The sequence below is a fragment of the Micromonospora coriariae genome (genome assembly GCF_900091455.1).
GTDB lineage: Bacteria > Actinomycetota > Actinomycetes > Mycobacteriales > Micromonosporaceae > Micromonospora > Micromonospora coriariae.
This window is the reverse complement of record NZ_LT607412.1, coordinates 2,601,443-2,615,128: the sequence shown is the minus strand read 5'-3', so window position 1 is coordinate 2,615,128 and position 13,686 is coordinate 2,601,443. Positions and strand designations below refer to the sequence as shown.

The following is a 13,686-nucleotide window of genomic DNA, read 5'->3' as shown; positions in this document are numbered from 1 at the left end:
CAGTCACGACGAGGCCCCCGGTCGAACGACCGGGGGCCTCGTGCCGTTCAACGGTTCAGCGGGGTGCGCCCACCGGGGACGGCAGGAGCTGCACGTCGGCGAGGTCGACGTACATGATCCGGTGACCGAACTGGATCTGCGCGTACCGGTTCTGGCCGCGGATGACCGTCCAGTCGCCCGGCGAGGAGCCGTCGAACGTGGTGGCCCGGTAGTACTCGCCCGGCAACACCGCGCCCACGGCGTACCGCTGGCCGGCCGCCAGGGTGTACTGGAGCGGCGAGATCGGCTGGTAGGGCACTCCGGCCGGGTACGCGGCCTCCTCCGGGTACGCCCGCCCGTACACCGGGATGGTGGCCCGTCCGGGCTTCGGGGTGGCCACCACGCCGACGGTCCAGCTGGCGGTGGGCGCGGATGCCGGGTTGTGGAACCAGGCGCGCTGCCCGAGATACCAGATCGCCGTCCAGTCCCCCTGCCGACCGGCGAGAGCGTACGTCTGGCCGGCGGAGGCCCGGGCGCCGTGGTCCGACACCTCCATCGTGTTAGGGGTGCCGTCGGGGCGCAGTGCGATGTCGTTGACCAACGGCGCGTCCGCGGACGGCGCGCTGCGCAGCACCACCGACGACGAGCCGCGCGGCGCGCACGGCACACCGGCGGTGACACAGCCGGTGAACGCCGGCTGGTTGGTGGCGTAGTCCGGGTCGATCCGGACCAGTCCGGTGGCCGGAGTGCCGGTGTCCAGCCGCGGCGCGTGCAGCAGCGTGAAGTAGTGCGTCCAGTCCCAGTACGGGCCCGGGTCCCAGTGCATCCCGCGCACGGTGGAGGCGACTGTGCCGGACACGTTGTCGTGGCCGATGATGTGCTGGCGGTCCAGCGGGATCCCCAGCCGCAGGGCGAGGTGCCGGACCAGTTTGGCGGAGGTCCGGTACATCGCCTCGGTGTACCAGGTGCCCTGCGCGGCGAAGCCCTCGTGCTCCAGCCCGATCGACTTGGCGTTGACGTACCAGTTGCCGGCGTGCCAGCCGACGTCCTTGGTCTTCACGTGCTGGGCGATGTGCCCGTCCACCGAGCGCAGCGAGTAGTGCCAGCTCACGTAGGTGGGGTCCTGGACGAGTTGCAGCGTGGTCGCCCAGCTCGCCTCGGTGTCGTGGATGACGATGTACTCGATCTTCTGCCGGCCGGGTCGGTCGGAGAGGTCGTGGTTGCCGTAGTCCCCGGCGCCGAACGCCTCGTACGGCGCCGGGATCCACTCGCAGGAGATGGTCCGGGGGCACTCCAGCCCGTCCGGGCGGGCGAGCCGGCGCAGCCCGAGGCGGTCCAGCCAGGAGCGCTGCGGTTGGATCGCCCGGGCCGGCAGCGTGATCCGCTGGCCGTCGTCGGTCACCCGGGACTCACCGGTGCCGATGGTCGTGAACACCTCGTCGGCGAAGGCCGCCGCGGCGTCCGCGCTGTCCGCGCCGGCGTAGCGGGCCACAGCGCCGTACCAGGCTGCCGGGTCGGTGCCGGCGCCCACCGGCGCGCCCAGTTCCCGCTGGTACGAGGCCAGCAGTGCCGCGCCGCCACGGATGTTGACCCTCGGGTCGGTGCGCAGCGACTCGGGGGCGGCGCCGGTCAGTGCGGCGGCGGCGTCCACGGTCTGCAACGCGGCGGCGGGCGGCGCGGGATCCTCGGTGGGTCGGGGTGCCATCTCCCGTGCGGGGCGGGAGTCGTCGCCGCGCGGGTCCTCGGTGCCGGCGTCGTGGTGGCCGCGCCCCGGTAGGGCGGCCACGTGCCGGGCGTCGGTCAGGTGCATCGGGCCGTAGCCGCCGCTGGTGCTCGGCGTGCCGGCGTTGCTGTCCCAGCGCGACTCCAGATAGGAGACGCCGAGCAGCACGTCGGCCGGTACGCCGTACTCGGTCGCCGCGGCGGCGTACTGCTGCTGGCGGTCGGCGGTGGGTGCGGCCACGGCTGGGCCGGCGGGTAGGGGAACCGCGGTCGCGGCGGCGACCACGGTGGCGGCGAGCAGGGCGCGCCGGCCGGTGGACAGGGTTGGACGGTGCATCGAACCCCCTAGATCTGAAGGGCGAAGTGAGGCCACCTTCGCCCCGCCCGGGGCTCGCGTCAATACCTTTCCACCTGTCGACGTTCGTGGAAGGAAACCTTCGTCGGCGGTCGTCGCCCCCGGCAATCGGTACGGAGTGTCACGGCCACACCGGTTGCGGATCGGTAACGGTCGTCTCTACTCTGGTCATTCGTCGGGCCGACAGCAGCTCCGCCCAGCCGGGCGGTAACGGACCGACACCGCCGAATCGCTTCCGAGCGAGCCGGGGACCCAGGTTTCCCGGGGTGAATCCGCAGCCACTGCGGTAGGGCGTCCACCTTCCCGCCCGAACCCGTCAGCTAACCCGGTAGGCGGTCAGGAAGAAGGAGTACGGAACCCGGTGGCTCACCATGCCCCGCGGCCGTCGTCCGAACGGTCGGCGTCAGCCGGCCTGACGTCGATCGTGCCGCGTCCACGCTGGTCCCGCTTCACCACCGCCCTCGCCGCCCTGGTCGGCGTTGCCGTCGTCCTGACCGGCAGCGCCACGGCGGCCCACGCCGACCCCTCCGTCGCCGAGATCGAGCGCCAGATCGACGCCGACTGGAACAAGCTCGAACCGATCATCGAACGGCACAACGCCACCCGGGCCGACCTGGCCGCGAAGCGCAAGCAGGCCAACGCTCTGGCGGCCCGGATCGCCCCGCTGGAGCGCCAGGTCGACGCTGCGATGGACAAGGTCAGCTCCCTGGCTGTCCGCGCGTACAAGGGCGAGAACGTCTCCACCGTCAACGCCGTGCTGGGTGGCCGGTCGCCCAGCGAGTTGGTCGGGCAGCTCGAGATGCTCGACCGGTTCGCGCACGACCAGCAGCAGGACGTGCGGCAGGTGGCCGACCTGCGTGACGAGTTGGCCCGGCAGAAGGCGCCACTGGACGAGATGGTGGCCCAGCTGACCCGGACCGAGGCCCAGTTGGCGGCCAAGAAGAAGCAGATCAACGACGAGATCGACCGCCTGCAGAAGCTGCGCCTCAAGGTCTACGGCAACGGTGGCGGCGGCCCGCTGCGTCCGGCGCCCTGCCCGGCCAGCTACCCCGGCGGCGGCGCCGGCGTGGCGGTCAAGTTCGCCTGCGCGCAGATCGGCAAGCCGTACGTCTGGGGTGCCGAGGGTCCGAACTCGTACGACTGCTCCGGGCTGATGCTGGCCGCCTGGGCCAAGGCCGGTGTGTCGCTGCCGCACAACGCCGCCCAGCAGAGCCGGGTGACCAAGAACGTCAGCCGGGCCGACCTACGTGCCGGTGACCTGGTCTTCTACTACAGCGACATCCACCACGTCGGGATGTACGTGGGCAACGGCTGGGTCGTGCACGCCTCGCAGGCCGGTCAACCGATCAAGATGAAGAAGGTCGACGACGGCCCGATCCACAGCTACGGCCGCCCGGGCTGATCCCGGGTGACCGATGGGCCCGTCGCGATTCTTCGCGGCGGGCCCGTCGCCGTTACGGCCTCAGCGGGTGGGCCAGGTGCGCCAGTGCTGCCAGGCGCGGCTCGGGGTCGGGCCACGCTGACCCTGGTAGCGCGAGCCGTACACCACCGAGCCGTACGGGTGCTCGGCCGGCGAGGAGAGCCGGAAGATGCAGAGCTGACCGATCTTCATGCCCGGCCAGAGGGTGATCGGCAGGTTCGCCACGTTGGACAGCTCCAGCGTCACGTGCCCGGAGAAGCCCGGGTCGATGAACCCGGCGGTGGAGTGCGTGAGCAGACCGAGCCGGCCCAGGCTCGACTTGCCCTCCAGTCGGCCGGCGAGCTGGTCGCCCAGCGAGATCACCTCCAGCGTCGAGGCGAGCACGAACTCGCCCGGGTGCAGCACGAACGGCTCGCCGTCGGGCACCTCGACGACCGAGGTGAGGTCGTCCTGCTGCATGGCCGGGTCGATGTGGGTGTAGAGATGGTTGTTGAAGACCCGGAACAGCCGGTCGAGTCGTACGTCGATGCTGGACGGTTGGACCAGGGTGGGCTCGAACGGCTCCAGGCCCAGCGTGCCGGCCTTGATCTCGGAGACCAGGTCGCGGTCGGAGAGCAGCATCGGACCACCATAGCGGCGTTCGCCGCGGGGGCGGGATTCGGTGCGGTTGACCAGCGCGTCGAGGTCGCTGGTCGTACATTTGTTCGATAGAATGCTCGCATGGCTTCCTGGTCCGAATTCGCCGCCGACGAGCCCCGACTCGCCGACGGGATCCGCGTTCTCCTCCAGCAGTACGGGCCGGGCTTCGGCTATCTGGCCACTGTCCGCGCCGACGGCGGGCCCCGGGTCCACCCGGTCTCCCCGGTCATCACCGACGAGGGTCTGTTCTGCTTCGTGATCGACTCTCCGAAGCGCCGTGACCTCGAACGGGATGGCCGTTACGCGCTGCACTCGTTCCCGCCGGAGGAGAGCGACGACGAGGCATACGTGGCGGGGCACGCCTGGCCGGTGACCGATCCGACCCGGGTGGCGCGGCTGGCGCAGAGCGCCCGGGCCGAGCCGCAGGTCGACTGGCGGCTGTTCGAGTTCACCGTCGACGTGGCGATGCTGACCCGCCGCGACCAGCACGGCATGGGCATCACGGGTGGTGCGCCAGGCCGGCCGGCCGTCCAGGTCTGGCTTGACCCGCACGCCCCGCCCGCGGCGGCCGGCCCAACCTCCGTACCGCAGACCCGCCCTGCCCGCCGCAACCGTGACGTCCAACGCTCGGCGGCCTGATCGCGGCCGGGTCCTGGGGAAAGCCACCGGTGCCGGCTCCGTCGTGACGGAGCCGGCACCGGTGGTACGCGGGAAGCTACGCCGCCCGGTACGCGTTCCACGCGGTCAGCATGCGGCTGGCCTGTCCCGGCGTGAACTGGTACAGGCACGAGTCGTAGGTGTAGTCCATGAAGTTGGTGATCGGGTCCAGCCCCGCAGCCGAGCAGGTGTTCCGCCCGGTCGGGCACTCGTACGCCGGTGACGCCTCGGCCGGGGTGTCGCTGACGCTGTCACCCGAGCCACCGCATCCGCCCTGGAAGGTGTGGTAGAGGTTCAGCCAGTGGCCCACCTCGTGGGTGCCGGTGTCGCCCTGGTTGTAGTTGGTGGCGGTGCCGCCCGGCAGTGACTCGCTCAGCACGACCACGCCGTCCATGCTGTTCAGCTTCCGCTGCGGGAACGTCGCCCAGCCCAGCAGGTCATCGCTCAACTCGCCCAGGTAGATGTTGAGCGTGTTCTTGCCGCCGACCCGCAACGACGACTTCATCGACCGCTCGGCCGACGAGCCGTCCACGATCGGGTACCAGGCTGGGTTCGTCACCCGGTTGATCGCGTCGAGCCGGAAGGCGAACGCGGTGGCCGCGCCGCCGGTGGCGCCGGAGTATGCCTGGTTGAGCACGTTGATCTGGGCGGTGATCAGCGAGTCCGGGATGTTGCCGCCGGCGCGGGTGCTGTTCTCCTGGATCACGTGCACCACCACCGGGATGGTGACTGTGGCCAGCGCCGTGGCGCCGGCTCCGGTTCGGAAGGTGGCGCGCTCGCGCAGCGCCGCGGCGAGGTCCGCGTCCCGCTCGCGTACCTGCTTCGCGGTCAGTTCGTTCGGTTCGTGCTTGGCCGCGGCACCGGGTTTCATCCGGGCGTTGGCGTGGCTGTCGGTCGGCTCCACGCAGGCGCCGCCGGGGGCTGCGGAGAATGCCGAGGCAGCCGGAACGACGCCCACGGCGGCGGTGCTGAGCAGCAGCGCGAGGGTCGTCGACGCGACTCCGGCGGCACGCCGGGTCAGCAGGCTGGGACGGAGTCCCATGGGCCCACCTCTTTCTGGCGGCGTGGCAGGGGGTGTGTCACGCCGTGGCTGGCAACGTGTGGCAGACGTTACAAGCCATCGATGCATTTGAGAACGACCATATCTTGTCACAAGGAAACTACTTTCCGCGAGCGGCAGCTCAGCGAGCGATGGCGAACCTCCGCGACGGGGCCGGTGGTCGACCGCCACGTGGGGGTGGGGTGCCTGGGTGCACCGGCTGGGTGACTCAGGTACAGTGGTGCCGCTCGCGGGTGTAGTTCAATGGCAGAACATCAGCTTCCCAAGCTGACAGTGCGGGTTCGATTCCCGTCACCCGCTCCACGATCGAGGCCCTGGCCAGGACGACAGTCCCAGCCAGGGCCTTCGATGTTCCAAGGCAAGCGATCATGCCGTGTGCCATTAGCGTGCCATTAGCCCTGGTCATCGCCGGCCCCGTCCCGATCCGCCGACCGCTTCTTGCCCTTCTTGCTGCCGGACTTCTTGCCCGGCTTGCCCTTGGTCTTGCCCGCGTTGACGGCCGACTCATCGGGCTTATTCCGGTCCACCCGCAGCGCCTGGTGCAGTGAGGCTGGAAGGTCTACGACTGCCCGACGAGGAGATCCGCAACCGTTACCCGGCGCCCACGTGATTTCCCTACGAACGTCTTGACGGGTGGATGCGGCCGAGGCGCGGGTTCGCGAGTCATCCGTTTCCGATGCGCTTGTGGCCAAGGAGATGAGCGAGCTGTTCTGTCGCGGACACGTTCTCAACTCCGACGACCGGAGCGCCGTACATGACGCCGCGTAGCCGATCCGGGATGACAGCCGCGACGTACTCAAGACAGCGATCGGCGATCCGCTTGGGTGCCTCGCTCGGCTGTCCGGTGGCCACGGCCAGGTCCCATCCGTGGGTGACCGTTTCGACGGTGAAGCCCTGAGCGGCCTCCAACGCGGTGCACGGCCCCCACGGAGCAACGACGGTGTCGGCAGCAGTCAGCCCCGACCACTCCTCACGGATCGTCTTGGCCAAGTCGGCGTAGGTCAACGCCAGCTTGTCATCGACAACATCGGTGATCACATGGGGAATCCCTCGTGTCGAAACGCCTCGGGCTGTGGCGAGCGAGCGGTGCGCGGTGCCGAGTAGGTGTCCCAGGAGGCTTCGGACGTCGAAGTCTTCACAGGGAGTCCGGGCGTCAAGCTGAGGGCTCTGAGTAGCGGTGGCGAGGTCACCGACCCAGCGGCAAGCGTCGGAGTAGTCCTGTAGTTGCTGTGCGAAGGTCACGGGCCACGAGGATAAAGGACAACGGCGAGACCGAGGGGGCGTCATTGTTGTTGGCAACCGGGAACCGCTGGTCCCCTGGGAGGCGACCAACCAAGCCGCTGTGCACACCTGGTACGAGGGCGTGTTCAATGCTGCTCCCGTAGCGGCGCTCAACTCCATTGCGGAAGCCGTAGCCACCTGGCCCGAAACCGCTACCTGTGTGGCAGTGAGACTCGACCATGCCGACACCCTCCACGTCTGCGCGCCACTCGGGCTGGACGACCTGCTCAACGGCATATGGCGACGCAACCCTCGCAGAGTCACCATCGAGATCTCACTGGCTCGGCTCGCTCGTCACGAGCCGAGTAGACGATGGCCACAAGTGAGGGTTATCCCACCGTAGCCGCACAGCCGGCAGGGGCGAGGACGCCAGCAGGATAGACCGGGGATGCAAGCGCAGGTACGGAGCGAGTTATCGAGCGGCGTAGGACCGGGACTAGGCGGGACCGGGCCGGCGGCCGGGGCAAGAACCCGGCGTGCCATTAGCATGCCATTGGGCGAGGACAGCAGGGGCCAGTCGAGGCCACGCGAGACTGCCGAGACCAGGCCGTCAAGCCGGTGGCCTGCCGGAGATCGGCAATTCCCAGGCTGACAGTGCGGGTTCGATTCCCGTCACCCGCTCCATGCGAAAGGCCCTGGTCAGGACGACAGTCCCAGCCAGGGCCTTCGATGTTGTTGCGGCCAGCAGCGCCTGACGGGCCATCCACGGGCCAAGCGGCGCATTCGTTCGCGCACAGGCCGAGCCGCTCGACGAGATCCGTGCCGGGCTACTCACGCCCGAGTCCGTCAGCGTTCGCATCCTGCTCCCGGACACGGGAGAGCCCATGGCCCTGCGGTGCCTGGCTGAGACGCAGGCCGACGATCCCGGCGTGCGCGAGCGGATCACCCCGTCGGAGTGCCGGTTGACAGAAATCAAGCTGGAGAGTGTCGGATCTGCCGGATGCCGTTCGTAGCGTATGCAGAGACGGACGTCGGGTCCGGGGACGATCAGAGGGAGCGGACATGCCTGAGTACCTCATCTACTTCAATCAGCAGTGGGTGGGTGACCACACCGAGGAGTGGTTCCTCGGGCGCGGTCCACTCGCCAGGGCGGTTGTTGATGAGATCAAGGCCGCCGGGGCATTCGTCTTCGCCGGGGGCCTGGAGGAAGAGGACGGCCCGGTCTTCAGCGCAGACGCCACAAGCGGTGCGATGGTCTTCACCGACGGGCCCTATGTCGAGAGCAAGGAGTTCTTGGGTGGCCTGACCATCGTGGACGTGCCGGATGAGGCGACCGCCCGGATGTGGGCCGGCAAAATCGCGGAGGCATGCGGCTGGCCGCAGGAGGTTCGCCGGTTCAAGCCGCGGCGCGTCTTGCAGGGATGAGATCGTCACTCGTCGACTGAGGCTTGAGCCGAGGCGTGGCAGGCGAAGGTGACATCCCAATCGGGTCCTACGTGCACCGGGAGGTGGGGGCATGGCCAAGCTGATCTACGTGACCAACGTGTCGCTTGACGGCTATATCGAGGACGAAAGTGGAGCCTTCGACTGGTTCGCACGCGACGACGAGGTATTCACGTTCACCACCAACCTCCTGCGGTCGGTGGGTACTCTCCTTTACGGGCGGTGCCTGTACGAAACGATGGCTGTCTGGGAAACCGACGCTGCTCTAGCCGCGCAGTCCGGCCTCATGGCTGACTTCGCGAACGCCTGGCAAGCGGCGAACAAGGTCGTCTACTCCACGACTCTCGCCGCGGTGTCAACGGCCGCCACCAGCTTGGAGCGCCGTTTCGACCCCGCCGTCGTACACCAGCTGAAGGCCACTGCCAGCAGTGATATCACCGTTGGAGGCGCCAACCTGGCGGCGCAAGCCATGCGGGCCGGCCTGGTCGACGAGTGCCAGTTGTTCGTCTGGCCCGCGGCCGTCGGAGGCGGCAAGCCGGGGCTGCCTACTGGCGTACGCACCGACTTCGCGCTCCTCGACGAGCGCCGATTCCAAAACGGCGTCGTTCACCTCCGTTACCGCCCTGTCACCCGCTCCACCGTGAGGCCCCAGCTCAGGACAGATTCCTGGCCGGGGCCTCAGCCGGTGTTGTCGCCAGCAGCGCCTGAGGGGCCGGGCCAGGGTCGGGGCGGCCGCGATGTGGTCAGCGGCCTCTGACGCTGAACTCGTTGCCGTCGGGATCGGCCAGCACGACGGCGCCGTCCGCAGCGACCTCGAGCCGGGTGGCCCCGAGGGCGACCAGCCGGTCGACCTCCGCTTGCTGATCGCCACCGGCCGGGGCGAGGTCGAAGCGCTGTCGGTTCCTCGCCGTTTTCGGGGCCAGGGGCGGGCCTCCCCACGCGACCTTCGTGCCGCCGTGCGGTGACTGGATCGCGGTCTCCTCGTCCTGGTCCCACACCAGCGGCCAGCCCAGCGCCTCGCTCCAGAAGAGGCCGACCTCTCGGGTGCCGTCGCAGGCGACCTCCCCGAGCAGGCCGCACCCGGCGAGGAAGCCGTTGCCCGACTCGACCACGCAGAACTCGTTGCCCTCGGGGTCGGCGAGGACGACGTGCCCCTCCTCGGGGCGCTGCCCGACGTCGAGGTGCGCGCCGCCGAGCCCCAGTGCCGTCGCCACCTTGTGCTGCTGGTCGGCGTCGCTGGCGCTGGTCAGGTGAAGGTGCATGCGGTTCGGCCCCACCTTCGTCGTGCGGCTCGGAACGAACTGGAGGCCGAGCTGAGTGTCATCGCCGGGCAGGAGCGCACCACCGGCGCCTCCGACGACCTCCCGGCCGAGCATTCCGGCCCAGAACTGCGCCAGGCGAGCGGGGTCGTGCGCATCGAAGGTCACCGCCAGCATCCGCGAGAGCATCACTGCACCGTAGACACGGGCCAGCAGTACGACAAGGCGGTTTCGGCGACGTCGCCGCGACAGTGGCGTGCGCTTTGCGTCGGAGCGGCACGATGAGCCGATGAGCCGCCTGATCATGACGCTGAGGCGCCCGGTCTGGGTGACCCTCGGGTGCGTGTTGCTTGTGGTAACCGGAGCTGCGCTGCTCTGGCTGCCGCTGCACACGCAGCACGCGCTCGACGACTGGAAGACCGAACTGCGGGCCGAAGGTGTACCGGCGCGGGCCGTCGTCTACGACCGGGTGAGCAAGCGGGGTGGCAGCTCCACCACCATGTATCTCCGGTACGAGACGGCCGGCCGGACGTACGAGCAGGAGATGGGCTGCTTCGAGGTGTGTCTGCCAACCGGTGACGTGGTGCCGATCTGGGTGAACCCTGCCGATCCGAGCGACTTCGTCACCGACTTCGACGAGCTCAACGGACACCGCGGCCGCATCCAAGGTGTCATCGGCGCGGCCGGGTTCGTGATCCTGGTCGTGGCGGTTCCCCTGGCCCTCTCCCGCATCCCGTTCCGGAGATGGTTCCGGGCACGGGGAGCCAGCCGCGTGTTCAAGTGCCCGGCGGCCAGACCCGCCATCCACCGGCGTGGGGTGCCGCGGCGGGCCGGCGTGCAGAGCAGCGGCGGCGCCAGGTTCACCAGCCGTTCCAAGCACAAGCGGATCGACCGAGGCTGAGCGGGGTCGGGCATCCGGGAGTCGCCGAGATCGATGCGGCTGGGCCCCTACCGGCTAGTGTCCGGTTTGGAGGTGGTTCCGTGTTCACCGAAGCGTTCCCGATCGTGACTACGCCCGACCTGCCAAGACTGATCGCGTTCTATCGGGGTGTCGTCGGCTTCGAGCAGACCTACCGGTTCCCGGATGACGGCGACCCGGAGTTCGTCGCACTCCGGCTGGGCAACAGCGAACTGGGCCTGGCCGCCGACCCGAAGGCCGGCGGCCCTTCCAGCGTCCACCGCTGGGAACTGTGCGTCTACGCCGACGACTGCGACGAGGCCGTGGGCACGCTGCGGGCCGCTGGTGCGGCCGTCACCGAGGAGCCGGTCGACCAGCCGTGGGGTGAGCGGTCCGCCCGGGTCGAAGACCCGGACGGCAACCGGCTGCTGGTGCTGTCCCGCCTGTAGGTGCCGGCTACCGCACTCGGCCGGTCACCGTCGGGCCGCCGCCGCTGCCCCGGTCGTCGAGCACGAGCGGGGCGCGACCGCGCACCGCGTACCGGATGTGGGTGACCTGCGGTGTGTGGATGACCCGGGTAGGCGTCAGCTCGATCGCCTCCTTCTCGCCGAGGTCGAGGTCCGCGTCGAACAGCCGGAGGCCGGTGCCGAGCACGACCGGTACGACGTGCAGCTCCAACTGGTCGAGCAGGCCGGCCTTGAGCACCTGCCGCACGAGGCTGCCGCCACCGGCCACCGCCACGTCCTTGCCGCCGGCCGCGGCGCGCGCCTGCTCGACCGCACTGGCCACGCCATCGGTGACGTAGGTGAAACTGGTGCCACCGCCGCGCAGCAGGGGCTCGCGGGGGCGGTGTGTGACGACGAAGACCGGCGCGCGAAACGGCGGCTCCTCGCCCCAGGGCGCCTCACCCCCGTCGGCCATCCGCCGCCCCATCACGTACGCGCCGGCCGCCCCGAACGACTCGGCGACCACCTCCGAGTTGGTGTCCTGCTCGCCGCCGGCGAAGCCCTGTCGCTCGCGCCACGCCGCGGCATCGGTCACCCAGCGGGTGACCCGGAAGAACTTGGCGCTCTCGGCCGAGTCCATCCAGTCGCCGTCGCCAGCGAACTGCGGGCCGGCGTAGAACCCGTCCAGCGACACGGACACCTGTGCGGTCACCTTCGTCATCTCGCCTTGTTCCTCTCCTCGGGCGACACCCGTTCGGGTGCCCGCTCGCCGATGGGTCGGAGCCGCCGGAGAACTTCCTACAGGGCAACGGAGTGACGTGAATCACAGCGCGACAGGTCAGTGCGTGAGACTGCTCTCCGCGGTACGGCAGCAGGGTCAGCCGCCAGGCGATCACTGTGAAGATCCGGACGCCCGGGCCGGCCAGCGACGGTGGGACTACGACTTACGGTCGATGATCGCCGCCTCGATCCGCAGACCGATGCCCGTCAGGACGAGGAGGGCGGCGAGGATCTGCGGCCTGAGCCCGTCGTAGTCGGACGGCATGGTGAGCAGCGAAGTCAGGAAGCCAGCCACCAGCGACATGGTGCCGAATGCTCGTACCGTGTCGGCCCGACTCGACCGTAGGTCCATCGGAGAACGGTAGCGAAAGCCGGGTGTCCGTGGTGCCCCCGGCTAGGCTGGCGATCATGCGAATTGGCATCGTGATCCTGCCGGACCAGCGCTGGGCGGAGTCGCAGCGTCGCTGGCGGCAGGCCGACGAGTGGGGCTTCGACCACGCCTGGACGTACGACCACCTGGGTTGGCGGGACCTGGTGGACGGCCCGTGGTTCGACTCGATGACCACGCTGACCGCCGCCGCCACGGTCACCTCCCGGATCCGGCTGGGCACCCTGGTGGCGTCGCCGAACTTCCGGCACCCGGCGGCGTTCGCCCGCCAGATCACCACGGTCGACGACGTCTCGGACGGCCGGCTGCTGCTCGGCCTGGGCGCGGGCGGCATCGGCTTCGACTCGGCGGTGCTGGGTGGCGAGACGCTGCCGCCGCGTCAGCGGGTCGACCGGTTCGCCGAGTTCACCGAACTGCTGGATCTGATCCTGCGGGAGGACGGCACCACCTGGCGTGGTGACTGGTTCGCGGCGGTGGACGCCCGCAACAATCCTGGTTGCGTCCAGCAGCCCCGGGTGCCGTTCGTGGTGGCCGCCAACGGGCCGCGGTCGATGCGGCTGGTGGCCCGGTTCGGCCAGGGCTGGGTGACCACCGGCACCGACGCGGACGACGTGGAGGGCTGGTGGGGCACGGTGTCGGCGCTGTCCGCGCGGATGGACCGGACGCTGGATGAGGCCGGCCGTGATCCGGCCACCCTGGACCGGTATCTCTCGCTGGACGCGGCGCCGGTCTTCTCGCTCCGCAGCGCGCAGTTCTTCGCCGACCAGGTCGGCCGGGCCGCTGACCTCGGCTTCACCGACGTGGTGACGCACTGGCCGCGGGCCAGCAGTTGGTACGCCGGCGATGAGGCAGTCCTGGCGGACGTGGCGACCCGGCTGCTGCCGGGGCTGCGCGGCTGAGCCGGCAGCGGGGCCGCAGCGCCACCGGTGAGACCACGTCGCCAGCGACAGCCGGGTCAGGTGCCGAGGTCGCCGCTGGCCACCCCGCCCTCGCCGCCGGACACCAGCCGTAGGCGGAGGCAGACGATCGGGCTGTCGTCGTCGACCGGGGTGCCCAGTCGCGCCCAGTAGGCCGAGTGTCCGGCGCGCCACTCCTCGATCGAGCGGTCACCCTCACCCTCGGCGCGGGCGAAGTCCCAGGGCACGTCGGCGAAACGGACCACCTCGACGCCGGTGATCTCCACGACGCCGGCCAGCGCGTCGTCGTCGTCGACCAGCGCCAGCCGCTCGCCGACCCGCTCCAGCTCCTCGCCCTCCTCCGCGTACTCGGCGAGCCGGCCGGCCGTGGCGGTCTTCACGCCGGCCAGCACCAGGGTGTTCAAGGTCGCCCGCAGCTCGCCGGGGGTGCCGAGGGCGAGGGTGCGCAGTTCACCGATCCGAGGCCACATCCTGCCGAGGCTAGGCCAGCGCGACCCGTACC

16 protein-coding genes, 1 tRNA gene, 1 pseudogene and 1 riboswitch are annotated in these 13,686 nt (G+C 69.9%); of the genes and pseudogenes, 9 read left to right on the top strand and 9 right to left on the bottom strand.

What is annotated here, in order from left to right:
- Positions 1-55: 55 nt before the first annotated feature.
- Positions 56-2,038 carry an N-acetylmuramoyl-L-alanine amidase gene (locus GA0070607_RS12260; protein WP_089018325.1) on the bottom strand — a complete coding sequence of 661 codons (1,983 nt, stop codon included), beginning with the start codon at positions 2,036-2,038 and terminating at the stop codon, positions 56-58.
- 230 nt (positions 2,039-2,268) lie between these two features.
- Positions 2,269-2,405: riboswitch (cyclic di-AMP (ydaO/yuaA leader) on the top strand.
- Positions 2,406-2,480: 75 nt separating this feature from the next.
- Between GA0070607_RS12260 and GA0070607_RS12255 the strand changes: the two genes are divergently transcribed.
- Entirely contained in the window at positions 2,481-3,458 is a 978-nt protein-coding gene (locus GA0070607_RS12255) for a C40 family peptidase (RefSeq protein ID WP_231930979.1), read from the top strand.
- 60 nt (positions 3,459-3,518) lie between these two features.
- On the opposite strand, the gene dcd is transcribed toward GA0070607_RS12255, so the two are convergent.
- Positions 3,519-4,097 (bottom strand): dCTP deaminase, encoded by a 579-nt coding sequence (dcd, locus tag GA0070607_RS12250; RefSeq protein ID WP_089018323.1) that lies wholly within the window; start codon positions 4,095-4,097, stop codon positions 3,519-3,521.
- 99 nt (positions 4,098-4,196) lie between these two features.
- Here dcd and GA0070607_RS12245 point away from each other — a divergent pair, with 99 nt between their 5' ends.
- Entirely contained in the window at positions 4,197-4,754 is a 558-nt protein-coding gene (locus GA0070607_RS12245; RefSeq protein WP_089018322.1) for a pyridoxamine 5'-phosphate oxidase family protein, read from the top strand.
- A 76-nt stretch (positions 4,755-4,830) separates the two neighbouring features.
- On the opposite strand, the gene GA0070607_RS12240 is transcribed toward GA0070607_RS12245, so the two are convergent.
- Entirely contained in the window at positions 4,831-5,814 is a 984-nt protein-coding gene (locus GA0070607_RS12240; protein WP_089018321.1) for a zinc metalloprotease, read from the bottom strand.
- A gap of 247 nt (positions 5,815-6,061) precedes the next feature.
- Here GA0070607_RS12240 and GA0070607_RS12235 point away from each other — a divergent pair.
- Positions 6,062-6,135 (top strand) — tRNA-Gly (locus GA0070607_RS12235).
- 89 nt (positions 6,136-6,224) lie between these two features.
- Here the strand turns inward: GA0070607_RS12235 and GA0070607_RS33775 are convergent.
- Positions 6,225-6,359, bottom strand: coding sequence for a hypothetical protein (locus GA0070607_RS33775; protein ID WP_269458422.1), 135 nt, complete (start codon positions 6,357-6,359; stop codon positions 6,225-6,227).
- Positions 6,360-6,495: 136 nt separating this feature from the next.
- Positions 6,496-7,074: a TIGR03086 family metal-binding protein gene (locus tag GA0070607_RS12230; RefSeq protein WP_231930978.1), complete on the bottom strand. Its 579-nt coding sequence runs from the start codon at positions 7,072-7,074 to the stop codon at positions 6,496-6,498.
- Positions 7,075-7,117: 43 nt separating this feature from the next.
- On the opposite strand from GA0070607_RS12230, the gene GA0070607_RS12225 reads away from it, so the two are divergent.
- From GA0070607_RS12225 to GA0070607_RS12215, 3 genes and pseudogenes are all read left to right on the top strand, one after another.
- Positions 7,118-7,456 (top strand): nucleotidyltransferase family protein, encoded by a 339-nt coding sequence (locus tag GA0070607_RS12225; RefSeq protein ID WP_089018319.1) that lies wholly within the window; start codon positions 7,118-7,120, stop codon positions 7,454-7,456.
- A gap of 659 nt (positions 7,457-8,115) precedes the next feature.
- Entirely contained in the window at positions 8,116-8,478 is a 363-nt protein-coding gene (locus GA0070607_RS12220) for a YciI family protein (protein WP_089018318.1), read from the top strand.
- 91 nt (positions 8,479-8,569) lie between these two features.
- A pseudogene (locus GA0070607_RS12215) lies at positions 8,570-9,118 on the top strand (dihydrofolate reductase family protein); the annotation flags it as partial.
- Positions 9,119-9,239: 121 nt separating this feature from the next.
- Here GA0070607_RS12215 and GA0070607_RS12210 read toward each other — a convergent pair.
- Entirely contained in the window at positions 9,240-9,944 is a 705-nt protein-coding gene (locus GA0070607_RS12210; RefSeq protein ID WP_089018316.1) for a VOC family protein, read from the bottom strand.
- Positions 9,945-10,044: 100 nt separating this feature from the next.
- Between GA0070607_RS12210 and GA0070607_RS12205 the strand changes: the two genes are divergently transcribed.
- Complete coding sequence (locus GA0070607_RS12205; RefSeq protein ID WP_231930977.1) at positions 10,045-10,656, top strand: DUF3592 domain-containing protein; 612 nt, start codon at positions 10,045-10,047, stop codon at positions 10,654-10,656.
- Positions 10,657-10,736: 80 nt separating this feature from the next.
- Positions 10,737-11,102 carry a VOC family protein gene (locus GA0070607_RS12200; protein ID WP_089018315.1) on the top strand — a complete coding sequence of 122 codons (366 nt, stop codon included), beginning with the start codon at positions 10,737-10,739 and terminating at the stop codon, positions 11,100-11,102.
- A 7-nt stretch (positions 11,103-11,109) separates the two neighbouring features.
- Here GA0070607_RS12200 and GA0070607_RS12195 read toward each other — a convergent pair whose 3' ends face one another.
- Together GA0070607_RS12195 and GA0070607_RS12190 are read right to left on the bottom strand one after the other, a co-directional pair.
- Positions 11,110-11,820 carry a dihydrofolate reductase family protein gene (locus tag GA0070607_RS12195; protein ID WP_089018314.1) on the bottom strand — a complete coding sequence of 237 codons (711 nt, stop codon included), beginning with the start codon at positions 11,818-11,820 and terminating at the stop codon, positions 11,110-11,112.
- A 216-nt stretch (positions 11,821-12,036) separates the two neighbouring features.
- On the bottom strand, positions 12,037-12,231 hold the full coding sequence (locus tag GA0070607_RS12190) for a hypothetical protein (protein ID WP_089018313.1): 195 nt from the start codon (positions 12,229-12,231) through the stop codon (positions 12,037-12,039).
- Between the two features lie 56 nt (positions 12,232-12,287).
- On the opposite strand from GA0070607_RS12190, the gene GA0070607_RS12185 reads away from it, so the two are divergent.
- A complete protein-coding gene (locus GA0070607_RS12185) occupies positions 12,288-13,166 on the top strand; it encodes an LLM class flavin-dependent oxidoreductase (RefSeq protein WP_089018312.1) in 879 nt (292 codons plus the stop codon).
- Between the two features lie 56 nt (positions 13,167-13,222).
- On the opposite strand, the gene GA0070607_RS12180 is transcribed toward GA0070607_RS12185, so the two are convergent.
- Positions 13,223-13,654, bottom strand: coding sequence for an ASCH domain-containing protein (locus GA0070607_RS12180; protein WP_089018311.1), 432 nt, complete (start codon positions 13,652-13,654; stop codon positions 13,223-13,225).
- Positions 13,655-13,686: the final 32 nt, after the last annotated feature.